A 23,759-nucleotide genomic window follows, 5' to 3' on the forward strand; every position below is an offset into this window, starting at 1 on the left:
GAGAAAGCCGCCGCGAAACCGCGTTCTTCATGCGAGCGCCGGCCATAGCGCAGCGCGGGCGCAGCAAGCATTCCCGGCTTGCCGCGCACGAAGACCCGCTCGCAGCGACATGCGCCATGAGTCCCGCAAAGCTGCGCTCGACAGCCTACTTCACGGTAAGCACCGGAACATCGACGGAGCGCAGCACGCCGAAGCTCACGCTACCCAGCATACCGCGTAGAGCGCCGAGGCCGCGGCGCCCCATGACCACAAGGTCGATTCCGTGCGACTCGACGTACTCGGCGATACCCTCCACCGGAGAGGATGCCACGCCCGCGGTGACGACAACCTTGCAGGTAGCGCCATCGAGCGCATCGTCGACCGTTCCCTCCATATCGGTGCGTGCGCGATGCACGAGCGCGCCCATGATGTCATCGCTCTCGGTACGGTCGGGGTCGGAAAGGTACGAAAGGTCATCAAAGGCGTTCCCGGTAAGCGTCGGCGAGGTAAACGCGCCCGTGGCGACGATCGCCAACACATGCACCGTCGCCGTGGGATCATCCCCCACCATGCCCAACGCGATGTGCAACGCGCTCTTGGCGTGCTCGGACTCATCGTAGGGAACCAGGACGTTCTTGAACAACATAGCCGCTCCTTTCCCTCGCGGCGACCATCTTGTTCCGCTTATACCCGCATGCGGTCACGGCGCACGCGGCGCCGGACCGGAGCATCGACAGCCAGCGAACCTACAAGGGGTAGATGCCTTTGCCGAATTCGTACGCCTTCTCCAGGTGGTCCGTCTTATCGATCTGGGGCCCGTCGTTCGTCGAGCCGCAACCCCCAGCGAGCAGCATCCCGCGGTCGTTGAACCCGATGTAGTTGACAATTGCCTGGCGATAGTACGCAACGGCAAGCTCAAACGTCCAGAAGTTGTCATCCGCCGCAGTCATGAGCAGTGCGCTGTCATGGACGGGGTACTTCTCGTACCGGCCGTACGGCGGGTTGGGATCGCGCTGCGCGATGCAATAGAACCGCTCGATGAACGCCTTGAGACGCGCCGGTATGGTCCAGAAGTAGAGCGGTGCCGCAAAGACGATCAGGTCAGCTGCACGAATCTTGGGCACGAGGTCGTTGAACGCATCCTTCTGGATGCATGGCTTCTCGAAGCGGCACGCATTGCATCCCAAGCAACCGCGCACCTCGTTCTTGATAAGCGAAACGACCTCCACCTCATGCCCCGCGTCACGCGCGCCGGCACAGAAGCGCTCAACCAGCTGGGCGGTGTTTCCGTGCGCCCTACCGCCGCCTTGAACGACGAGGATGCTCTTCGCCATAACCCCTCCCTTGTCGATACCGCCATGTAGGGCGCGTACCACCAAGACCACCAATACCCCGGCATCCTGCGAACCGGACTGTGCCCAGGTTTGACGGACAAGAAGCAACCAGCCGACCTTAACCTAGGAGCGGCTGCCCATCTCGGTTGCCTACGAAAGCGCTTTGACCAAGAGCGCCATGAACAGCTCGATGTTCATGAGGTATCCGTCGATGGACATTTTCTCATTAGGCATGGTCGATTCGCCGTATTCGTCACCCATGGAGAAGTTCGGCATCGGGATGCCCGCAGCCTCCACGATATCCGAAGCATCCGACGCGCCGCCACGCGAGTAGGCCTCGGTCGTGCTGCCGGTTACCGCATGGAACGCCTCTTTGCACAAGCGCACGATCTCTTCGTCCTCATCGACCACGAGCGGCGGGTACTCCCCCATGATCTCGTACTCGTAGGTGTAGTCCTCCCCCGGATGCCGCACCGCGAGCTCGTCGAGCGCATGCTTGATCTGCGCATGGGCGTCAGCGATGGCTTCACCCGGCACGAGCCTGCGGTCGATTACCAGATGGCCCTCCGAGGGGTACATGTTCACCGTATTGCCCGAACCCATCATGGTCACCGAGAGCTTGGACCAAGCCTGGGTCGACTCGTCGAAATAGCTCACCTTCCGGCCAAACTCGATGAGAGCCTGCGCCGCGTTCACGGTCTTCTCGAGCGCATCGATATTCGGATGGGGCAAGGAGGTATGCTCGGTCTCGGAACGATACGTCACCCTGACGTTGATTCCACCGCAGTGCCGCACGAGGACGCGGCCTGACGTCGGCTCGGGATCAAGACCAAAGTCCCCTTGGATCAGTCCCTTCTCGAGCAGGAACTTCGTTCCAGCGTTGCCGGTGTTCTCTTCATCGGAAACCCAGGTCATAAGGATGCTGCCGACAGGGTCGAACCCCATGCGCTTAAGAAAGGTCGTCGCCATGACCGCTGCGCACACGCCGCTCTTCATGTCCACAGATCCGCGACCATACAGGTAGCCATCGACGATTTTGCCTGACCACGGTCCATAGAGCCCGGGGTCGCCTTCGACCGGCGGAAATACATCCATGTGACCGTTCCACACGAACCGCTTGCCCGGTTTGGAGCCCACCCATTCCGCAACGACGTTGGGACGGCCCGCCTCCTTCTCGTACACGCGCGGCTCGAACCCCTCGCGGTCCAAGAAATCGACCATCACCTCGCCCATCGCAGCCTCATCGCCGGTCACACTGGGCGTCTGCACGCACGCTTGAAAGAACCCGATCGCTTCATCGCGATTCCTCGCGACCATGTCCTTGATTTCTTCAACCGTTATCATGCTACCTCCCGATACCCATCGTCACCCTATCAGCCGGCATGCAGCAAAGCATCTGATAACAGCTTGCACCAATCCCGCCACCCATTTTTCCAGAAGTGAGTGGCTTTCTTCACACTCTCCCGAGTATGCCGCAACAAGACATCCTGTTTTCCTGCGCGTTTGCGCGCGTCACCACGATTGTACTTGGCACGCCCCGAAAAACGCACTCACTTCTGGACAAAATTGCTTCAAAGCGCGAAACAGGGCCCAGCAGCAGTGCCCGGCAGGATTATCGTGCGTGTATGCGGGCCTTGAGCATCGCGGTCACCAGCAGCAGGTCCTCCGGCACGGTGACCTTGATGTTGTCGCGCGACGTCTCGACGCAGCGCATCCGACCGCCGAAGCGTTCGACGAGTGATGAATCATCGGTCCCCACGAAGCCGGCCTCAACCGCCGCGGCATGTGCCCGTCGCATTGCATCGAGCCTGATGATCTGGGGTGTCTGCACCGTCCAGAACCTGCTACGCGGCGGCGTATCCTCGATGCCCCCGTCCGCGCCGACCACCTTAAGCGTATCGATCGCGGGCTGGCCGCAGACCACCCCATCGAGCCCCGGGTCCGCCAGCAGCTCCTCGATGGCGTGGTCGATCGCTTCGGGCGTTATGAGCGGGCGGGCGCCATCGTGAATCGCCACGATATCGAAGCCCGCCGGCACGGCATCTACTCCGGCATCAGTCGAATCCTGGCGTGTCGCCCCAGCGTTAGCAAAGGTCACCGGCGTCGTGAACGCAAACGGCGCAACGGCAAGGCGGCGCATCTCCTCGCGCCGTTCCTCCGGGCACACCACCACGATATGGCCCACATGCGCGGCGCGGTCGAACGCCTCAAGGCACCAAGACACAAGGGGGCGCCCCGCCACGTCGATGAGCTGCTTGCCCCCGGGATTGCCAAAGCGCTGGCCCGAGCCGCCGGCCACAACCACCGCGCAAACGCGCTGCGAGGACAAGCCGTCCCCATAGCTGGAATGCTGACCTCTCATAGGTATCACCAACCGTTCCGGCGTCGTCTATGCCCCCCGCTTGCCCTGCATGCGGTAGAGCGAATCCGCGAGGATAGTCGGGTTGTTCACGCCAAAATCACCCAAGCGCTCGGGGTTGTCCTTGATGTTGTCGAGCAGCTCCTGGAGCGAGCCGTATTCGTCGACGATGCGCTCGGCCACGCCATCGCGAACCACCGAGACCTGCGAAAGCGTGCGCAGGCCAAGCGGCGTCATGACAGCGTCCTCGTCGAGGTCGTCGTATCCCAACACCTCGGCCACCCGGTGCGGATTGGTAAGATCCTGCGCAGTCATCTTAGAGAACTGCTCGCGAATGCGCGCCGCGTTCTCCTCCGAGGAATCCGAAGCGTAATCGCGAATCATAAGGTTGTAGTCGTTTTCGATGGCGCTGCCCGCGAGCTGCTCGAGCTGCATGCGCACGAGCTTGCCCTGGCTGCCGAGCTTGACGATGCAGAACTGCAACTCCTCTTTAGCCTGCTGTAGGATCTCGAAGCTGGAGAAGATGTCCGTGATGTCGGCAAGCGTCACGTAGTTGTCGAGCTCAAGGGCGGTGAGGCGCAAGAGGGCGCGGTCGAGCGAGGAGCGCGTGGTCTGCAGCGTCGAGACGAGCTGGTTGACCTGCCCCATGACCTCGGAGACGGTCTGGATCTGGTACGACTTGCCGTGCACGTACACATTCACCACGCTGCGGCGCTCGGAGACCGAGATCACGATCGCATCGGTGAGGACGCTCATGCGCGCTGCGGTGCGATGCCTCATGCCGGTCTCGCTCGTCGCAAGCGACGGGTCGGGATTGAGGTGGAAGTTGGCTCGCAGAATCTGCGAGAGGCTCTCATCGATAACGATGGCGCCGTCCATTTTAGAAAGCTCGAACAGGCGGTTGCTGGTGAAGGAGATGTTCAGCGGGAAGCCGTCGTTGCCGGCGGCGAGCACGTTCTCCGTGTCGCCCACGCAGATGAGAGCGCCAAGATGACCTGCGATGATCATGTCGAGTGCGGTGCGGACGGGCTGCCCGGGAGCGGTAAGGCGAATGGCCTCGTTCATACGCTTCTGGATCTCGTTCTTCTCCAATGAGCTACCCCCAAACTGCTACGCAAACACACAGACAGTGTTATTTTCCCACGAGAGCAAGACCGGCAGCAGCTTCAACCTCATTTTCAACAGAAAGCAAGAACTAGCACCTCCCGCAGAGCGGAGAAGGGAGCCCGAGAACGGCGCCGCCGCGGTAGGTCGACCTATCGCGGCGGCGCGACAACATTCTTGACGTGGGCTCGCCGCCCACGGTGCGATGCGCCTGACGCGGCGGGCGCGCAGAGTCCAACGCGACCGATTACCGCCACCCGCAAGCGATCGCTACCGATGCGAGCCGCTGCCCACCTGTATGGCACCGCCGGGGCCACCACCCGCAAGCGCAGGCGTGCCGCCCGAGGAACGCGGGGCGGCCTCGAAGCTCTGCCCCAGCACGCCCGTCGGACGCGGCGCGGGGATCTCGCCCGTGCCATGGCTGAACACGAACGCACCGTCCACCACGTCGCAGAGCACCGTGTCTCCAACGCCCCATTCGCCCGCGAGCAGCTCCTCGGAAAGCGGGTCCTCGATGAGCCGCTGGATCGCGCGGCGCAGCGGGCGCGCGCCGTTGGTGAGGTCGGTGCCCTCAGCCACGATCTTGGCGATGGCGGAGTCGGTGAGCCGGATGTTCATGCCGTTGGCGATGAGCCGCTGGCGCAGATCGTCGACGAGCAGCTCGGCGATCTTGGTGAGGCTCTCGCCGGCAAGCTTCTGGAAGACCACGATGTCGTCCACGCGGTTTAGGAACTCGGGACGGAACAGGCGCTTGAGCTCGGACATCGCGCGGCTGCGGATCTCCTTGCCGGAGAGCCCCGCCTCGCCGGTGGTGCCAAAGCCCACGCTGGATTCCTGCGAGATCTCGCGTGCGCCCACGTTCGACGTCATGATCACCACGGTGTTGCGGAAATCGACCGTCTTGCCCTGGCCATCGGTGAGGCGACCCTCATCGAGCACCTGCAGCAGGATGTTGAAGATGTCGGGGTGCGCCTTCTCGATCTCGTCGAACAGCACCACCGAGTACGGGTGACGGCGCACGGCCTTGGTGAGCTGGCCGCCCTCCTCGTGGCCCACATAGCCCGGAGGGCTACCGATGAGCTTCGAGACCTCGTACTCGCTGGCGAACTCGCTCATGTCGAAGCTGATCAGCGCGTCCTTGCTGCCAAAGAGGTACTCGGCGAGCGTCTTGGCCAGCTCGGTCTTACCCGTGCCGGTGGGGCCGAGGAAGATGAACGAGCCACCAGGACGGCGCGGGTCCTTGAGCGGCGACCGACTGCGCCGGATGGCCTTCGCCACGGCGGAAACGGCTTCGTCCTGGCCGATGATGCGCGTCTTGAGCACCTGCTCGCAATTGAGGAGCCGGCGGCTCTCGTCCTCGGTAAGCGAGGAGACCGGCACGCCCGAGGTCACGGACACGATGTCGGCGATCTGTTCGATGCCGATGGTAACCGGCGCCGAATCGAGCTCGGCGTTCCAGGCAGCGCGCGCTTCGGAGAGCGCGATCTCGGCCTGCTGCTGTTGCTCTTTGAGCTCGGCAGCGCGGTTCATGTCGTCGCCTTCGGTCGCTTCTTCGACCGCAGCCTTGAGGCGCATGACCTCGGATTCAGCCGAGCGCACCGGCTCGGGGGCGCGATTGCGCGCGATCCGGGCGCGGGCCCCCGCCTCGTCGATGAGGTCGATGGCCTTGTCGGGCAGGTAGCGGTCCTGGATGTAGCGGGCCGAGAGGCGCGCTGCCGCCTCGACCGCCTCGGGCGCGTAGCGCACGTGGTGATGCTCCTCGTAGCGCGGCAGCAGGGCATTCAGGATCTTGACGGTGTCCTCGACGCTTGGCTCCTCGATGTCGATCGACTGGAAGCGCCGCTCGAACGCAGGGTCTTTGGAGAGGTACTTGCGAAACTCCTCCGCCGTGGTGGCGCCGATGATCTGGAACGCGCCCCGCGCGAGCACGGGCTTGAGCATGGAGCTCGCGTCGATGGATCCCTCGGCGGAGCCGGCGCCGATGAGCGTGTGCATCTCGTCGATGAAGAGGATCGCGTCATCCGCCTCGGTGCACTCCTGGATGACGCCCTTCAGGCGCTCCTCGAACTCGCCACGGTACTTCGCACCGGCAACAAGGCCGGGCAGGTCGAGCGACCAGATGTTCTTGTCTATGAGGTTCTCGGGCACGTTGCCTGCGGCGATCTCCTGCGCGAGGCCCTCGACGATGGCGGTCTTGCCCACGCCCGGGTCGCCCAAGATGAGCGGGTTGTTCTTGGTGCGGCGCGAGAGGATCTCCATCATGCGCGCGATCTCGTGGTCGCGGCCGATCACCGGGTCGAGCTTGCCGTCGCGCGCCTGCTGCGTGAGGTTGGTGCTGAACTGCTCGAGCAGCGATCCGTTCTCGCCCTTGCCGTGCGCGGCCTCACCCGAGAAGAACGGCAACCCAGCACCGGGCCGTCCAGACGCGGAACCTGCCATGGGGCGCTTGCCCTGGTCCTTGGAGGTGAGCCGCTCAACCGCCTGGCGCACCGACGCGGCCGTGACGCCTAGGCGCATGAGGATATCCATGGCCATGCAGGACGACTCATCCACGATGCCGAGCAGCAGGTGCTCGGTGGAGACATAGGTCTGGTTGTTCTCCCGCGCATGGCGGAAGCTCTTCTCCATGACGGTGATGACCTGTGGCGTGAACGCGAGCTTGCCGCCCTCGCCCTTGCTGTCCGCCGGAGCGGCGCCGGAAGCGGGGGCATCGGCGGGGGCTGCCGCCTGCCCGTCGGAAGCTGCCGCGTCGGGCGCGGCAGTGCCCTCGGCATCCGCCTGCGCATCGGGCGCGGCGGCGCCGGAGGCGGCGCCCTTCTTGGCCACGACCTCCTTGAGCTCGTCCATGATGTCGTCGTAGGAGATATCGAGGACGCGCAGCGCCTCCGCGGCGATGCCCTCGTCCTCCTTGGCGAGCGCGAGCAGCAGGTGCTCGGTGCCCACCTTGTTCGTGGAAAGCGCGATCGCCTCTTCCTTCGCCAGGGACATGACGCGACGCGCGCGGTCTGTGAATCTGTCTAACATGCTCGTACCTTCTGTCGTGCTGAACCGTGCGGGACGGCTCGACCGCGCGCCACGGCGCGTCGAACCGCATCAAACCCGTGTACCCATTGCCTATCGATACTAACAGGTCGCGCCGGAACGATACATGCCTCGAATGCAGGGGAGCCCCCGGCGGATTCTCCTGGGCGATTCCGCAGCCGCGAAGCGGCGAGGACCAGCGAAGAAGAACCGCCGGGGGCTTCCCGGTGAGAGTTTACAGCTCAGGGCTTAGTACATGCCGCCGCCCTGCGCGTTGGCCGTGGCGGACGCGATGGCGTCCTCAAGCGCGGTGTTCTTCGGCACGTCGGTCACCGTAGCCTCGGTGATGAGGATGAGCGAGGCGACGGACGCGGCGTTCTGCAGCGTGGTGCGGGTGACCTTGACCGGGTCGAGCACGCCCATCTTGATCATGTTGCCCCACTCGCCGTTGGCGGAGTTCAGGCCCTCGCCCGCGGGCAGGCTGGCGACCTTGTCGACCACCACGGCGCCCTCGAAGCCGGCGTTCTGGGCGATGGTCGCCACAGGAGCGGTCAGCGCCTTCTTGACGATGTCGATGCCGATCTGCTCCTCGGGGTCGGAGATCTCGATGCCCTCGAGCGCAGGAGCAGCATCCATGAAGGCCACGCCGCCGCCGGCGACGATGCCCTCCTCGACGGCAGCGCGGGTCGCCTGCAGGGCGTCCTCGACGCGGTGCTTGATCTCCTTGAGCTCGGTCTCGGTGGCAGCACCCACCTTGATGACGGCCACGCCACCGGAGAGCTTGGCGAGGCGCTCCTGAAGCTTCTCGCGGTCGAAGTCGGACTCGGTGTGCTCGAGCTCGGCCTTGATCTGAGCGACGCGGGCCTCGATGGCGGCCTTGTCGCCACCGCCGTCGACGATGGTGGTGTTGTCCTTGGTGACGGTAACGGACTTGGCGGTACCGAGCATCTCAGCGGTGATGTCGGCAACCTTGATGCCCAGCTCGTCGAGAGCAGCCTGGCCACCGGTAAGGGCGGCGATGTCCTCGAGCATGCGCTTGCGGCGATCGCCGTAGCCAGGGGCCTTCACGGCGACAACGGAGAGCGCGCCGCGGACCTTGTTGAGCACGAGGGTCGGCAGGGCCTCGCCCTCGATGTCCTCGGCGATGATGAGCAGGCTCTTGCCGGCGCGCGAGACAGCCTCGAGCACGGGCATGATGTCCTGGACATTGGAGATCTTCTGGTCGGTCATGAAGATGTAGGGATCCTTGAGCACGGCCTCCATGCGATCGTTGTCGGTCACGAAGTACGCGGAGACGTAGCCCTTGTCGAACTGCATGCCCTCGACCGTGTCGATCTGGATATCGAAGGTCTGGCCGTCCTCGACGGTGATGACGCCGTCCTTGCCCACGACGTCCATGGCGTCGGAGATCTTCTCGCCGACCTTGGGGTCGCCAGCGGAGATGGTGCCCACGGAAGCGATCTGCTCCTTGGTCTCCACAGGCTGAGCCTGCTTCTTCATCTCGTCGACCGCAGCGTTCACGGCCTTCTCGATGCCGCGACGGATGGCAAGCGGGTTAGCGCCTGCTGCCACGTTGCGCAGGCCGTCGTTCACGATGGCCTGGGCGAGCAGGGTTGCGGTGGTGGTGCCGTCACCCACGGTGTCGTTGGTCTTGGTGGCGACCTCCTTCACCAGCTGAGCGCCCATGTTCTCGATGGGATCCTCGAGCTCGATCTCCTTGGCGACGGAGACGCCGTCGTTGGTGATGGTCGGCGCGCCGAAGGAGCGCTGCAGGGCAACGTAACGGCCCTTGGGGCCCATGGTCACGGTCACGGCGTCAGCAAGCTTGTTCACGCCCTTGGCGAGCTTGGTGCGCGCTGCGGTGTCAAAAGTGATGTCCTTAGCCATCTTATATATCCTCCAGTACTAGTAAGTGATTCCGAATGCTCCGGCTGCGAGTTACTCGACGATCGCGTAGATGTCGTCGGCGCGCATGAGAAGGTAATCCTCGCCGTCGATCTTGACCTCGTTGCCACCAAACTTGCCGTAGATCACGGTATCGCCAGGCTTGACATCGATCGGCAGACGCTCGCCCTTGTCATTGAGCTTGCCCTCGCCCACAGCGATGACCTCGCCGCGCTGCGGCTTCTCCTGGGCATTGCTGGCGATGTACAGACCGGAAGCGGTCTTCTGCTCGGCAGCCTCGGGCTTGATCAGAACACGATCACCAAGCGGCTTAAGACTCATAGAAGGTTCCTCCTTCACCGGTTGCGCAGGCACCTTGCCTACCGCACCTCTGACTTACGTACGCCCTGAATAGTACCCATCTGTCTGAACTTATACAACGCAGGAGCAAAAAATCTTATTATTCGACACTTAGATTTTGTGAGTCATCTCGTTGCGTCTGGCACGAACGTCCGCGCGGCGCCATCGGAGGCCGTAGCTGCTCCCATTCGATATGGTCGACTGCTCGCCGCATTTTGCATGAGATACCGTCGCCTGCGTTCAAAAATTGAAAAGCCATTCGGGACATCGAAACGGCCCTGATCCCCTGCAGCCGTAATCAGCAAGAGTTTAGTAAGTCCAGAACGATCGCCGAGGTTTCAATCAGATAACAGCCCACTCTAGTAAATAATCCATCCCGCATTCATCGATAACATGCTACTGTACTTGCTTACAGACTCGCCGCGTCCGCGGGTAGTCATCTTCCCCACATCATTTTGAAAGACCCAAGCGATGGAAACCGATTCGTTCAATGTTGTCTCATTCGCCGCAACGTTCGGCGTATTCACGCGCGAGCCGCTCGAGCGCCTCGAGGCCGCCGGATGCAACGTCACCATCGTCGAGCACGACCACCCCCTCTCGCCCACCGAGATGATCTACCATGCGCACGAGGCCGATGCGGTCATCCTGGGCGGCGGGGGCATGAAGCGCTCCGTCATGGAGCGCCTCCCGCGCCTCAAGCTCATCGTGCGGCATGGCCGCGGCATCGACGGCATCGACTACACCACCGCCATGAAGTGCGGCATCACCATCGCCAACACCCCCGGCGTGAACACCGAGGAGACGGCCGACCTCACCTTCGGCCTCATCATCGACCTCGAGCGCCATATCACGCAGATGAACAACGAGTTCAAAAGCGGCATCTGGAAGAAGCGCGCCGGCCACAGCCTCTACGGCAAGACGATCGGCATCGTCGGCGTGGGCGAGATCGGCAAGGCGGTCGCGCGGCGCGCGATGGGCTTCGGCATGGACATCCTCGGCAACGACATCTGCCCGCAGGAGGACGCCGCCGCGACCGGGCTCATCTTCACGAGCCTGAACGACCTGCTCAAGCGGAGCGACATCGTCACCCTGCACGTACCGCTGACCTCCTCGACCGTCAACCTGATCGGTGCCAAGGAGCTCAAGATGATGCGGGAGAGCGCCATCCTCGTGAACACGTCGCGTGCCGGCATCATCCGCGAGACCGCGCTCGAGAAGGCGCTGCGCAGCGGCAGCCTCTACGGCTACGCGACCGACGTCTACAAGAACGAGCCCGGCCCCGCGCCGAGCATCGCCGAGCTCCCCAACGTGATCGTCACGCCGCACGTGGGATCGGCGACCTATGAGACGAACCTGCGCATGGGCATGGCGGTCGCGGACAACATCATCGCGGTCAAGAACGGCATGACCCCGCCGAACGTCGTGACGCCTTTGAGCCTCCTGTACGGATAGCGCACCCGCAGGCCCCATACCAATATATAGCGCCCGTCGCAGCCCACCGCGGACGCGCCCGGGCCATCCCGTCGAGCGGACTGCGATGACCTTTCTTCCCGATGCGCGAAGCAATGCGCCATCTTTCTAACTACTTAATTGTGTGCATTATGTGTACAAATTCTTATTCGTTCTAGTTTTATGCGTTTTTGACTCTTTTTTATGCAGTTCTGATTTAGCATTTTTAGTCTCCCGTTTTCCATCTTCATGATAAACGGTCAAATCTAATCGGTGAACGGTATCTTGCATTTTCATAAACTCGGCTACTAGCTGCGGTCTCCATATTCATTAAGGCAGTTACCTACCGTTCACGGATACCCAGTTGCACTTGTTCCCAAAAGTGTTGAAAATATGTGGTCATCTTCAGATAGTGAATGTAATTATGCATTTACTCAGAGAGAGGAGATGGCATGCTCGAAGAAGCGAGCAATTTCCCGAAGGTGACCGTCATCTTGCGCGGCTACACCTACGACCAGTGCCGTTGCGTGGTGCGCCAGCTCGTCGGCAGCAAGCTCAACGCCGTCGAAGTGGCCATGAACACGCCGGGCGCGGCCGAGACGATCGCCAAGCTCGTGCAGGAGTTCGGCAGCGAGGTCCACATCGGCGCCGGCACCGTCACCACGGTCGAGCGCGCCCAGGCGGCCGCCGCGGCGGGGGCGAAGTTCATGCTCTCCCCCATCAACTTCACCGAGGAGATCTTCGAGATCGCCCGCAAGGCGGGCGCCATCACGGTCCCGGCGGCCTACACCCCCACCGAGGTCATCAAGATGTTCGACATGGGCGCCGACATCGTGAAGATCTTCCCGGCGGCGTGCGCCACCCCGCGGTTCTTCTCCGACATCCAGGCCCCGCTCGACCGCATGCCGCTCATGGCGGTCGGCGGCGTCAACGGCAACAACGTCCAGGACTACTTCGACGCGGGCGCCGAGTTCGCCGGCATCGGCTCGGGCATCTTCGAGAAGGATGATATTCGCGCCATGAACGAGGACGCGCTCGCCGAGCAGATCAAGGCATTCGAGAACCGGGTTAGGTGGTAGACATGGCAGGACTGTTTTTCTCCGAGGACCTCGTGACGATCCTCGATAAGCCGGGCGACTTCGCCGCCGTCGAGAAGAGCATGGCCGACCGCATGTTCGAGGTCGGCGTGGTCAAGGACACCTACGCCGGCGCGATCGCCGAGCGCGAGAAGGGCTTCCCCACCGCGCTGGCCGTCGGCGAGGTGAACGTCGCCATCCCGCACTGCGACACCGAGCACGTCAACAAGGACGCCGTGTGCGTGGGCATCCTCAAGAAGCCCGTCGCCTGGCACCGCATGGACGACGCCGCGGCCACCACGGACGTGAGCCTCGTCTTCATGCTCGCCCTGAGCGAACCCCACGCCCACCTTCAGATGATCCAGAAGGTCATCGGCATCATCCAGGACCAGGAGCTCGCCAAGCAGCTCGTCGCGTGCGATCAGCACGGGGCCTTCGAGCTGCTGAAGGACCGCCTGGCCTAAGCGCCGCGCCCCCGCGGCACCAGATCGGCATATCCGGCTGGAGACCCAGCCGATACGCAAGGCAGACGCGACAAGAAAGGAAATGGCATGAAACGCGTACTGTTTGCCTGTGGAAACGGCATCGTGACCTCGACCATGGTCGCCCACAAGGTCGCCGACTACCTCGAGGAGAACGGCGTCGAGATCAAGTACGACCAGTGCAAGGTGCAGGAGGTCGCCGCCATCGCCGGTGATTATGACCTGGTCGTCACCTCGGGCCAGTTCAACGAGAACGAGATCAAGACCCCCGTCATCATGGCGATCAACCTGCTGACCGGCATCGGCGAGGACGAGACCCTCGAGGAGATCCTCGAGGCCTGCAGGGAGTAGCCCTAAGGGCTCAACGGCCACCCCATTCGCATCGTAACTAGAGGAGGAAATGCATGGACGCATTCGTCAACGGCTTTTTCGCTGCGTTCCAAGCGGTCATCGATGCCGGCGCCTACGTTATGCTGCCGATCATCATCACCGTGCTCGGCCTGGTCTTCGGCCTTAAGTTCAGCAAGGCGTTCAAGGCGGGCATCACCATCGACATCGGCTTCGCCGGCATCAACCTGGTCACCCAGCTCATGAAGGACCAGCTCGGCCCCGCCGCCCAGGCCATGGTCGAGAACTTCGGCGTGCAGCTCGACGTCCTCGACGTGGGCTGGAGCGCGCTTGCCTCCGTCGCCTGGGCGTCGCCCATCGTCCCGCTCATCGTGCTCGAGGTCATCGCCATCAATATCATCATGCTCGCGGTGCGCATGACCAACACGCTTGACGTCGACATCTGGAACTACCATTCGATGCTCACCTGCGGCGGCCTCGTGTTCTTCGTGACCGGCAACATCGTGTGGGCACTCGTGGCCTCCGGCCTCATGGCTGTCATCACCTTCAAGTTCGCCGACTGGTCGCAGCCGCTCGTGTCCAAGTTCTTCGGTATCCCCAACGTCTCGCTGCCGCACGTCCCCTCCGTGAGCTCGCTGATCATCGCCGCGCCGATGAACTGGCTGCTCGACCACATCCCGGGCGTCAAGGACATCGACCTCAACCTCTCCGGCGTCAAGAAGTACCTCGGCTTCTTCGGTGAGCCCTGGATGCTCGGCCTGATCCTGGGCTGCATCATCGGCGCCCTCGCCAAGTACGACATCGCCGGCATCTTCACCCTCGGCGTCTACATGTCCGCCGTCATGGTGCTCCTGCCCCGCATGACCGTCCTGTTCGTCGAGGGCCTCATGCCGGTCTCCAGCGCCGCCAGCAAGTTCTGCAAGAAGCGCTTCAAGGGTCGTGAGTTCAGCATCGGCCTCGACGCCGCCGTGGTCGTGGGCAACGACTCCGTCATCACCCTCGCCCTGCTCATGGTGCCGATCACCCTGCTGCTCGCCGTGATCCTGCCCGGCAACCACATGCTGCCGTTCGCCGACCTCGCGGTCATCACCTTCCGCGTCTGCATGATCGTGGCCCTCTGCCGCGGCAACATGTTCCGCTCGCTGATCATCGCCTGCGTCGTCATGACCGCGATCCTGTACGCCGGCACCGTTGCCGCCCCGTACATGACCGCCTTCGCCTCCAGCGCCGGCCTTGACTTCGACAGCCTGATCGCCTCCACCTGCGGCCCGTCGCTCACCATGAGCGCCATGCTCTTCTGGAGCTGCATCACCAACCCGGTCGTCTTCATCCCTGCCATCGTGGTCGTCTTCGCCGCCGTGTACTTCTTCATCGAGAAGAAGGTCGGCATGAACCGCATTCAGGCCTACGCCGAGGGCAAGACCCTCGAGGAGTACGAGGCCGAGCAGGCCGAGGCCGCTGCCGAAGAGTAGTCCCTCCTTCGAACGCATGGCCTAGCGACACACTCTCCCCAGTCAGCTCGCCATGCATCGGGCGGGCATCTGAATCCCAGGATGCCCGCCCGTTTTTTATCCGCAGACCGCAAGAAAGGCTCCCATGGACCAGCAAGCAAAGCACATCAGCATCGCCATCACCAACTCGTCGTCGTTCGGCTACGCGGTGCCCGAGCACATCGAGCGCCTCGAAAAGCTCGGAGCGGTGAAGCGCGTCGACGTCCCCGGTGACTGCCACGGGGCGGAGCTCGCGGAGGCCGTCGGCGACGCGAACATCATCATCTCCTCGGGCACCCCGCAGTTCGACAAGGAGTTCTTCGCGTGCAAGCCAGACATGCTCCTCGTCGCCCGTGACGGCCTGGGCTTCAACAACGTCGACGTCGACGCCGCCCGCGCCTGCGGCTGCTACGTCACCAAGGTGCAGAAGGTCGTCGAGCGCGAAGCCGTCGCCGAGTGCGCGGTCGGCGAGATGCTCGACCTCATCCGCCAGTTCAGCGCCGCCTCGCGTGCCGCCAACGAGAACCGCTGGCTCGACCGCGGGCAGTTCGTGGGCATGGAGCTGCGCGGCCGCACCGTCGGCATCATCGGCTGCGGCAACATCGGCTCGCGCGTCGCCGAGATCCTCCATCACGGCTTCGGCATGCGCGTGCTCGCCAACGACCCGGTGCATGACGACGAGTGGGCCCAGAAGAACGACGTGACCTACGTCGACCTCGACACCCTGCTCGCCGAGTCCGACGTGGTCACCTTCCACGCGACCCTGAACCCGACGTCGTTCCACCTCGCCGACGAGGACTTCTACAAGAAGATCAAGCGCGGCGCCTACGTGATCAACACTGCCCGCGGCGACATGCTCGACCAGGCCGCGACGGTCGCCGCCCTCGAGGACGGCACGATCTCCGGCCTCGCCATCGACGCCATGAGCGTAGAGCCGCCCGCGCCGGACGACCCGTTCCTCAACAACCCGCGCGTGCTCGTCACGCCGCACATCGGCGCCTACACCGTCGAGGCCCTCGGCGGCATGGGCGAAATCTGCGTGAAGAACGCCGAGCTCGTCGCCCGCGGCGAGAAGCCGGTGAACATTGTCTGGGAGCAGTAGGGGCTTTTTGTGGCAGACGGCCGCGACGCTGCCGTACCGACCTTTGGAGGTAATCCGACATGGCAGATCTATCAGCACGGGATTCCGCGATCAAGTTCGGCGCGGGCAGGTACCGCCAGGAGCGCAACCTCCTGCCCGAGCTCGGCGAGGAGATCGCCCGCTTCGGCAAGCGCGTGCTCATCATCGCCGGCACCCGCTCGTGGGCCGCAGTCGAGCCCAAGCTCGCGCCCAGCATGAAGGAGGCGGGCATCGACTGGGATCTCGTGATCTGGAAGGGAGCCTGCTCCGCCCAGGCGGCCAACGAGCTCGCCGAGCGCGCGCATGAGTTCAACGCCGACGAGGTCATCGGCATCGGCGGCGGCAAGAACATGGACCTCGCCAAGGCGACGGGCGAGCTCGCCGGCATGGGCGTCATCAACATCCCGACGTCCATCTCGCAGTGCGCCCCGTTCGCCTGCACGAGCGTCATGTACACCCCCGAGGGCGCGAAAGACGTCACCTGGCGCTACGCCCACGAGATCGACGCCTGCTACCTGGACCTCGATATCGTGGCCAAGTGCCCCGTGCGCTATGCCGCCGCGGGCATCCTGGACGCCATGGCCAAAAAGATCGAGATCTTGAACGGCCGTCCCTCGCTCGATGTCACCGACACCGACATCGACCTGTTCACCGCCTACAAGTTCGCCGAGTACACCTCAGACGTCCTCGACCGGCGCGCACAGGAGGCCATCGAGGCGATCCGCGCCGGCGAGGCCAACAAGGCGCTCGCCGACGTCGCGTTCATCAACGTGCCGGTGACCGGCATCATCTCCAACACCACGCGCGGCTACAACCAGACGCAGCTCGCGCACGTGTTCTACGACTGCACGCGCACGCTGTTCACGCGCGAGGTGGCAGACGTCGTCCATGGCGAGATCGTCGCCGTGGGCCTGTTCCTGCAGCTGCATTTCAACGGCCTTGAGCACCAGGAGGACGAGCTGAGGAAGCTCCTCGCCGACTGGAAGATGCCGCGTAACCTCTCCGACCTGGGCATAGAGCCCACCGAGGAGAACCTCGACGCCATCGAGGAGTACATCGTGAACTCGCGTCACTACAACAGCACGGACCCCGCCGACCGTGCACGGCTCCATGAGTCGATCCGCCAGATGATCTAGCCACATGGCTGCAGGGTGGCCGCGCGTCGCCCTGCAGCCCGCTGCCGGAGGGGCACGCGCCCGCGCGTCCCTCCGGCAGCGCCGCCATCCGCACAGGCCGGGTGGCGGCGGACTCTGGAACACCATTCGCACGGAGGTAGACATGAAGCGATCCATAGACAAGCTCGAGCCGTTCCAGCGGGCGATATCGAAGGCGCACCTGGCGTCGGCGGGTATCTCAATCGATTCCCTGCTCGACAGCGACCGCCCGCTCATCGCGGTGGCGAACAGCTGGAACGAGCTTTGCCCTGGGCACGAGCCCTTGCGCCAGCTCGCCCAAGAGGTCAAGAAGGGCATTCTCGAGGCCGGCGGCGAGCCCGTCGAGTTCAACACCATCGCGATGTGCGACGGCGTCGCGCAGGGGCACGCCGGCATGCGTTACTGCCTCCCCCACCGCGAGATCGTGACCGATTCGTGCGAGGCCATGATCGTGGGCGAGGGCATCTTCGACGGTGCGGTCTTCCTCGGTAGCTGCGACAAGATCATCCCCGGCATGCTCAACGCCGCGGCCCGCATCGACCTCCCCGCGGCGATCGTCACTGCGGGCCCCTGCTACGACGAGATCAAGCCCTCGGAGTCTAAGGCGCTGCGCGCCCGCTTCCTCGCCGGCGAGGCGACCGAGCGCGAGGTCATCGAGGGGACGCTGCGCTACTACACCGGCCCGGGCGTGTGCCCGTTCCTCGGCACCGCGAACACCATGGCCTGCCTCTCCGAGGCGCTCGGCATGATGCTGCCCGGCGGGGCGCTCCTTCCCTCCTCCACGAGCCAGCGCCGCTTCTGCGCGCGCCGCACCGGCGCCGCCGTCGTCGATATGGTCCGGCGGGGCATCAGGCCCTCGGACATCATGACCGAGCAGGCCATCCACAACGCGGTCGTGCTCCTTTCCTGCATGGGCGGCTCACTCAATGCGATGCTGCATCTCCCCGCCCTCGCACGGGAGCTGGGCCTCGAGCTCACCTGGGACGACATCGCCCAGGTGAGCTCATCGGTGCCCGTGATCACCAACATCGTACCCAACGGCGACATGAGCTGCATCAACCTGTACAAGGCGGGCGGTGTCCCGGCGCTGCTCAAGACCGTCGAGGAGCTCCTCGAGGGGGGCTGCATGACCGTCACGGGGAAGACGCTCGCCGAAAACCTCGACCGCGACATCGCGATCGACCGCACGGTGATCCGCACCATGGACGATGACGCCTCGGTCGCCAGCGGCATCCAGGTGCTCTACGGCAACCTCGCGCCTAAGGGCGCCCTCGTCAAGACCAGCGCGGTGCCCGAGGACCTGCATGTCTTCACCGGCACCGCGCGGGTCTTCGACTCCGAGGACGCCTGCTACGAGGCGTTCGGCCAGGGCACCATCGAGCCGGGATGCGCCGTGGTCATCCGCTACGAGGGCCCGGTCGGCGGCCCCGGCATGAAGGAGCTCCACCGCGTGACCGAGATTATGCGCGGCATCCCCAACTCGGGCGTCATCACCGACGGCCGCTTCTCCGGCGCGTCAGGCGGGCTCTCCATCGGCTACCTCTGCCCCGAGGCGGCCGCGGGCGGCCCCATTGCCCTCGTCCAGGACGGCGACCGCATCCACGTCGACCTCATGCGCAACCTCATCGAGCTCGAGGTCCCCGCAGACGAGCTCGAGCGGCGGCGCGCGGATCTCGAGCTCTCCGGGCACACCGTGGACCGCGGCCTGCTCCCACGCTACGCGCGCATGGTCGGCAGCGCGCGCACGGGCGCGGCCGTGCGGTAGAGGGCGGCCATGAGACTGATCTTCTCCGATATGGACGGGACGTTTCTCGCCGACGACAAGACCATCCCCGAGGGCAACCTGCGCGCCCTCGATCTCATCGCGCAGGCCGGCGACCGGTTCGTCCCCTGCACGGGGCGACTGTTTGACGGCATCCCCGCGTGCGTGCTCGAGCGCCCGGACGTCGAGTACGCGATCAGCGCGAACGGCGCCTGCGTGTCAAGTAAGACCGCGCAGGGCTGGCAGCTCGTCCATGCGCACGAGATGGCGCCCGAGACCATGCTCGCGGTCGCGCATGCCGTGGAGTCGATGGACCTGCTCGTCGAGTTCTTCACCGAGCACGCCATCTTCATCACGAGCGACCGCTTCGCCGCGTTCGACCGCTACTTCAAGGACACGCCGTTCTACGAGTACGCGCAGCGCACCCGCCGGCCGTATCCCGGCACCGTCGAGGAGCTGGTGGCCGCCTGCGCGCCCATCTTCCGCATGAACCTGCGCACCTACACGCCCCAGGTGAGCCGCGAGGCCATCCGCGCCCTCGCGGGCATCGGGGGCCTGCACGTCACGTCCTCGATCCCGCGCGCGGTCGACATCACCGTCGCCGGGGCGACCAAGGGGACGGCGGCGGCATGGCTCGCCGAGCGCCTGGGCGTCTCACTCGCCGATGCCATCGCGTTCGGCGACGCCAACAACGACAGCACGCTCCTCGCCGCCGTGGGCGACGGGGTGGCCGTGAGCAACGCCGATGACGACGCCGTCCGCGCGGCGCGCCATAGGACCTGTTCGAACAACGAGGCAGGAGTCGGGCGCTATATCGCCCGCCACTACGAGAAAGAGGACTGAACATGAGCAAACGAGGCCTGCGCATGGCCGAGGCCGACGACGTCGTGACCCTGCTCGGCGAGACCTGCGCCGGCGACACCGTCGACGTCATGGACAAGAAGACCGGTGCGTGCGTCGCGCACGTCGTCGCCAAAGACGACGCCCCGGTCTACCACAAGCTCGCCCTGCACGACATCGCCCGCGGCGACGAGGTGCGCAAGTACGGCGAGATCATCGGCGTCGCGACCGCCGACATCCCGCAGGGCGCCTACGTCCATGTCCACAACATCGAAAGCGCGAAAACGAGGAACCATGACTGAATTTCTTGGATACCCACGCCCGGACGGCACGTACGGCGTGCGCAACTATGTACTCGTGCTCTCCACGGTCGGGTGCGCCAACGGCACGGTGCGGCAGATCGCCGCGCAGGTGCCGGGCGCGGTCGGCGTCGAGAATGTCAAGGGCTGCGGGCAGATCGGCAAGGGCATCGAGATCATGAAGCGCTGCCTTGAGAACCTGCCCCGAAACCCCAACGTCTACGGCACGCTCATCGTGGGCCTCGGCTGCGAGAGCACCAAGCCCTACGAGCTGGCTGACAAGGTCCGCTCGGTGAGCCCCAAGCCGCTCGAGGTCCTCACCATCCAGGACGAGGGCGGCACCGATGCCTGCGTGGAGAAGGGCGTCGAGATCGTGCGCCGCATGGTCGAGGAGGCCCAGAAGGTCGAGCGCGTCGCCGTGCCGATCTCCGAGCTCATGCTCGCCACGAACTGCGGCGGCTCCGACGCCACCTCGGGCCTTGCGGCCAACCCGTCGCTCGGCTCGTGCAGCGACCGCATCGCGCGCGAGGGCGGCACCGTGCTCCTCGGCGAGACAACCGAGCTCATCGGCACCGAGCACATTCTCGCCGCCCGCGCGAAGGACGAGAAGGTCGCGCATGACGTCCTCATGATCATCAATGACCTCGAGCAGCAGTTCATCGATAACAACATCGATGTCCGCGGGGCGAATCCCACGCCAGGAAACATGAAAGGCGGCTTGTCCACGCTTGAGGAGAAGGCGCTTGGCAGCATGCAGAAGGGCGGGACCTCCCAGGTGAACGAGGTTATCCCCTATGGCTGCGTACCCACAGAGCACGGTCTCGTCATCATGGACACCCCGGGCTACGATATCGAATCCGTCTCGGGCATGACCTGCGCGGGCGCCCAGGTGTGCATCTTCACGAGCGGCCGCGGCACGCCGGTGGGCAGCGCACTCGTGCCGATGATCAAGCTCACGGGCAACCACCAGACGTTCGAGAAGATGGAGTCCAACATCGATATCGACACGTCGCCCGTCATCGACGGCACCTGCTCGGTCGACGAGATGGGCGAGCGCATCTTCGACGAGCTCATCGTGGTCTGCAACGGCAAGCGGACCAAGGCCGAGGAGCACGGCTTCGAGGACTTCGCGATCTACCACAACCAAGAGATCTGGTGCTACTGCGAACCGTAATGATTTCGCCGGCGCATGGCTTACACAAACGTTGCCATGCGCCGGTTTCCTTTTTTGGGGGTCTCATCATGCTCGAAACCGTTCAAATCAAGCCCTCGCTCACTTCGGCGGATCAGCTCGAACTTGGTTCCGCCATCGCCCGCATATCGCGCGCAGATGCTATCCATCTCAATATCACCGACGGACACTTCTGCCCGAACCTCGCCTTCGGGCCCGCCTTGATACGCGCTGTGAAGCGGCGCTCGCCACTTCCCGTCGAAGTGCATGTAATGGCGACCAACCCTGAAACCATCGTCCAATGGGCTCTTGACGCCGGCGCCGATGCCGTCATCTTTCCCATCGAATCGTGCACGAGCCCGCTTAGGCTTGCAAACCATATCAAGAGCACGGGAGCGCGGGCGGGAATTGCGCTGTCACCTGGCACATCGCCATCTACCATCGAGTATTGCATCGGACACTTCGATATGGTGCTGATCATGGGGGTGGAACCGGGCTTTGGCGGACAGGCCCTGATGGATACCACCTACGGAAAGGTATCCCGAATATACGAGTTGGCGCGCAACACCAATCCGCAACTCGACATCGCGGTCGATGGCGGCGTCAATAGGGGAAACATTGCACGTCTCGCCGCTTGTGGTGCCCGATCATTCTGCGCCGGCTCTTCGGTCTTTGGAACTGAGAGCCCCAACGGGGCGATTGACCGTCTCCGCGCCCTCGCCATGGGACGTTGATCGACAGAAATCCTATTCATTCCGGGTTACGGTGGTCGGTTCTCTCATCGGGGGGTAGACCCCTCTCGTCCCCCTGAGAACACGCAGGTAGGGACGACTCTCATTATCGGTCTACTCGAGTATTCCACCATCGACCACCGTAACTCGATGCGAGCAATTCAGCACTTCGTCGGAGCGGCTTAATTTGTGCATAGAACATGGATATCGGCCTCCAACCATGCATACGGCCCGGCGAAGCGCCGCAACCGGGCGAGCAATCCTTTGCGTTCGGAGCGGAATCGCAGCCTAAGGAGCTTGAATGCCGAAGCTGGCGACAGACATCGAGCCGCAGCGAACGGGCAACGGGTTATGCTGGCTGGCATCGAACAGGTTGCCTACAGGCGGAAATCCCATCTGAGGACTGCGAGCGTACAATACACTTAAGAACGATTAACGAACGAGGGGCGCAGCAAATGGACATCCATGCAACTAGGACCGACCAAGAGCCCGGGAGCGCAACGCGGCACATCCAGGCGCTCGGACATGCAGCCGAACCCTATGTCATCGAGCAGCGGCGATACTTCCACCAGCATCCCGAACTCAGTCTCCAAGAAGTCGAAACCACCGCAGCCATCGCCCGCGAGCTCGAAGCGATGGGGATCCCCTTCGAACAGCCGCTCGAAACCGGCTTGGTCGCGACGCTGCGCGGCACCGCGCCCGATGCCTACCTGCCCAACGGCGAGGCGCGCAGGCGCCTGCTCATCCGCGCCGACATCGACGCCCTTGCGGTTACCGAACGCACCAACGAGCCATTCGCCAGCGTGAACGATGGCGTCATGCACGCCTGCGGGCACGATTGCCACATCGCCATGCAGCTCGGCGCACTTAAAATCCTTTCGCAAATGACAGACGACCTCCATGGCGAGGTGCGCGCCGTGTTCCAGCCGTCGGAGGAGAACGGCGGCGGATCCAAGCTCATGATCGGTGCGGGCGTCTGCGACGGCGTGGACGGCGCCTACGCGGCACACATCTGGAGCGAGGTCGAGGCTGGCACCATATCCTGCGAACCAGGGCCCCGCATGGCCAACACCGATTGGTTCCGCATCGACATTAATGGCACCTCATGCCATGGCGCCATGCCGCAACGGGGCGCGGATGCCATCATCGCGGCGGCCGAGATCGTGAACAACCTCCAGACCATCGTGAGCCGCGACCTCAGCCCCTACGAGCCCGCCGTCGTAACCGTAGGCGAGCTCCATGGCGGCACGGCGCGCAACGTTATCGCGGGCACAGCATACCTAACGGGCACGGTGCGCACGTACAGCGACTCCGCCCACGAGGCGATGCCCCGGCTCATCGAGCGCATCGCTGTGCACACCGCCTCCGCACTGGGCGCCGAGGCCGAGCTCACCGAGTACACGGTCGCCCACGGCGCCGTGGTGAACGACGAGCAGGCGGCCAGACGTTGCCGGAACGCGATCGAAAAGGTTCTTGGCGAAGAGGCAATAGGGCACTACCGCGGCACGCTTTCCGGCGAGGATTATTCCGAGTACCTGCGCATCGTGCCGGGCGTGCTCGCCTTCGTGGGTACGCGTAATCCGACGATTGGCGCCACCTTCGCGCAGCACTCGTGCTATTACAAGGTCGATGAGTCGGTGCTTGCCAAGGGCTCTATGCTGGCGGCGCAATACGCCGTCGATTTTCTTGCGGAATGACGCGGCGGGCGAGGTTTCGGCCAATTCGTACCGGACTAGACTTCCACCAATTCATAGGCCTGCGACCCAAAGCCGATCGCCTCGGCGTGCTCGAGCGTA

At 64.0% G+C, this 23,759-nt stretch carries 21 protein-coding genes; 13 read left to right on the plus strand and 8 right to left on the minus strand.

Features of this window, described 5'->3' with window-relative positions; all coding sequences use genetic code 11:
* Positions 1-145 precede the first annotated feature (145 nt).
* From C1717_RS01640 to groES, 8 genes are all read right to left on the minus strand, one after another.
* Complete coding sequence (locus C1717_RS01640) at positions 146-625, minus strand: universal stress protein (RefSeq protein ID WP_102371511.1); 480 nt, start codon at positions 623-625, stop codon at positions 146-148.
* Between the two features lie 100 nt (positions 626-725).
* Positions 726-1,313, minus strand: coding sequence for a flavodoxin family protein (locus C1717_RS01645; RefSeq protein WP_102371512.1), 588 nt, complete (start codon positions 1,311-1,313; stop codon positions 726-728).
* 150 nt (positions 1,314-1,463) lie between these two features.
* Positions 1,464-2,657 carry a M20 family metallopeptidase gene (locus C1717_RS01650; protein ID WP_102371513.1) on the minus strand — a complete coding sequence of 398 codons (1,194 nt, stop codon included), beginning with the start codon at positions 2,655-2,657 and terminating at the stop codon, positions 1,464-1,466.
* Positions 2,658-2,925: 268 nt separating this feature from the next.
* Positions 2,926-3,675: a 2-C-methyl-D-erythritol 4-phosphate cytidylyltransferase gene (ispD, locus tag C1717_RS01655; RefSeq protein WP_102371514.1), complete on the minus strand. Its 750-nt coding sequence runs from the start codon at positions 3,673-3,675 to the stop codon at positions 2,926-2,928.
* 27 nt (positions 3,676-3,702) lie between these two features.
* Positions 3,703-4,764 (minus strand): DNA integrity scanning diadenylate cyclase DisA, encoded by a 1,062-nt coding sequence (gene disA, locus C1717_RS01660; RefSeq protein WP_102371515.1) that lies wholly within the window; start codon positions 4,762-4,764, stop codon positions 3,703-3,705.
* Positions 4,765-5,046: 282 nt separating this feature from the next.
* Positions 5,047-7,800 carry an ATP-dependent Clp protease ATP-binding subunit gene (locus C1717_RS01665; protein ID WP_102371516.1) on the minus strand — a complete coding sequence of 918 codons (2,754 nt, stop codon included), beginning with the start codon at positions 7,798-7,800 and terminating at the stop codon, positions 5,047-5,049.
* 246 nt (positions 7,801-8,046) lie between these two features.
* Positions 8,047-9,684 (minus strand): chaperonin GroEL, encoded by a 1,638-nt coding sequence (gene groL, locus C1717_RS01670; RefSeq protein ID WP_102371517.1) that lies wholly within the window; start codon positions 9,682-9,684, stop codon positions 8,047-8,049.
* 51 nt (positions 9,685-9,735) lie between these two features.
* The gene (groES, locus tag C1717_RS01675) at positions 9,736-10,023 is read right to left on the minus strand and encodes a co-chaperone GroES (RefSeq protein ID WP_102371518.1); all 288 of its coding nucleotides are present in this window, start codon (positions 10,021-10,023) and stop codon (positions 9,736-9,738) included.
* Between the two features lie 489 nt (positions 10,024-10,512).
* Between groES and C1717_RS01680 the strand changes: the two genes are divergently transcribed.
* The 13 genes from C1717_RS01680 (at position 10,513) to C1717_RS01740 (ending at position 23,660) form a co-directional block, all read left to right on the plus strand.
* Positions 10,513-11,493 carry a phosphoglycerate dehydrogenase gene (locus tag C1717_RS01680; protein WP_102371519.1) on the plus strand — a complete coding sequence of 327 codons (981 nt, stop codon included), beginning with the start codon at positions 10,513-10,515 and terminating at the stop codon, positions 11,491-11,493.
* Between the two features lie 449 nt (positions 11,494-11,942).
* A complete protein-coding gene (locus tag C1717_RS01685) occupies positions 11,943-12,569 on the plus strand; it encodes a bifunctional 4-hydroxy-2-oxoglutarate aldolase/2-dehydro-3-deoxy-phosphogluconate aldolase (RefSeq protein ID WP_102371520.1) in 627 nt (208 codons plus the stop codon).
* Between the two features lie 2 nt (positions 12,570-12,571).
* Positions 12,572-13,030, plus strand: a complete 459-nt coding sequence (locus C1717_RS01690) for a PTS sugar transporter subunit IIA (protein WP_102371521.1) — start codon at positions 12,572-12,574, stop codon at positions 13,028-13,030.
* An 87-nt stretch (positions 13,031-13,117) separates the two neighbouring features.
* A complete protein-coding gene (locus C1717_RS01695) occupies positions 13,118-13,399 on the plus strand; it encodes a PTS sugar transporter subunit IIB (RefSeq protein WP_102371522.1) in 282 nt (93 codons plus the stop codon).
* A 53-nt stretch (positions 13,400-13,452) separates the two neighbouring features.
* Positions 13,453-14,868, plus strand: coding sequence for a PTS galactitol transporter subunit IIC (locus C1717_RS01700; RefSeq protein ID WP_102371523.1), 1,416 nt, complete (start codon positions 13,453-13,455; stop codon positions 14,866-14,868).
* A gap of 124 nt (positions 14,869-14,992) precedes the next feature.
* Positions 14,993-15,988, plus strand: a complete 996-nt coding sequence (locus C1717_RS01705) for an NAD(P)-dependent oxidoreductase (protein WP_102371524.1) — start codon at positions 14,993-14,995, stop codon at positions 15,986-15,988.
* Positions 15,989-16,047: 59 nt separating this feature from the next.
* Positions 16,048-17,142 (plus strand): iron-containing alcohol dehydrogenase family protein, encoded by a 1,095-nt coding sequence (locus tag C1717_RS01710; protein WP_102371525.1) that lies wholly within the window; start codon positions 16,048-16,050, stop codon positions 17,140-17,142.
* 142 nt (positions 17,143-17,284) lie between these two features.
* Complete coding sequence (gene ilvD, locus C1717_RS01715; protein ID WP_102371526.1) at positions 17,285-18,925, plus strand: dihydroxy-acid dehydratase; 1,641 nt, start codon at positions 17,285-17,287, stop codon at positions 18,923-18,925.
* A 9-nt stretch (positions 18,926-18,934) separates the two neighbouring features.
* Positions 18,935-19,765 carry an HAD family hydrolase gene (locus C1717_RS01720; RefSeq protein ID WP_102371527.1) on the plus strand — a complete coding sequence of 277 codons (831 nt, stop codon included), beginning with the start codon at positions 18,935-18,937 and terminating at the stop codon, positions 19,763-19,765.
* A 2-nt stretch (positions 19,766-19,767) separates the two neighbouring features.
* Complete coding sequence (locus C1717_RS01725; RefSeq protein WP_219722247.1) at positions 19,768-20,064, plus strand: UxaA family hydrolase; 297 nt, start codon at positions 19,768-19,770, stop codon at positions 20,062-20,064.
* Complete coding sequence (locus tag C1717_RS01730) at positions 20,057-21,235, plus strand: UxaA family hydrolase (protein ID WP_102371528.1); 1,179 nt, start codon at positions 20,057-20,059, stop codon at positions 21,233-21,235. The genes C1717_RS01725 and C1717_RS01730 overlap by 8 nt, the downstream gene beginning before the upstream one ends.
* Entirely contained in the window at positions 21,235-21,966 is a 732-nt protein-coding gene (locus C1717_RS01735; protein ID WP_102371529.1) for a ribulose-phosphate 3-epimerase, read from the plus strand. Before C1717_RS01730 ends, C1717_RS01735 begins: the two co-directional genes overlap by 1 nt.
* Positions 21,967-22,418: 452 nt before the next feature.
* Complete coding sequence (locus C1717_RS01740; protein ID WP_102371530.1) at positions 22,419-23,660, plus strand: amidohydrolase; 1,242 nt, start codon at positions 22,419-22,421, stop codon at positions 23,658-23,660.
* Positions 23,661-23,759: the final 99 nt, after the last annotated feature.

It is taken from the genome of Enorma phocaeensis, from assembly GCF_900186505.1.
GTDB lineage: Bacteria > Actinomycetota > Coriobacteriia > Coriobacteriales > Coriobacteriaceae > Enorma > Enorma phocaeensis.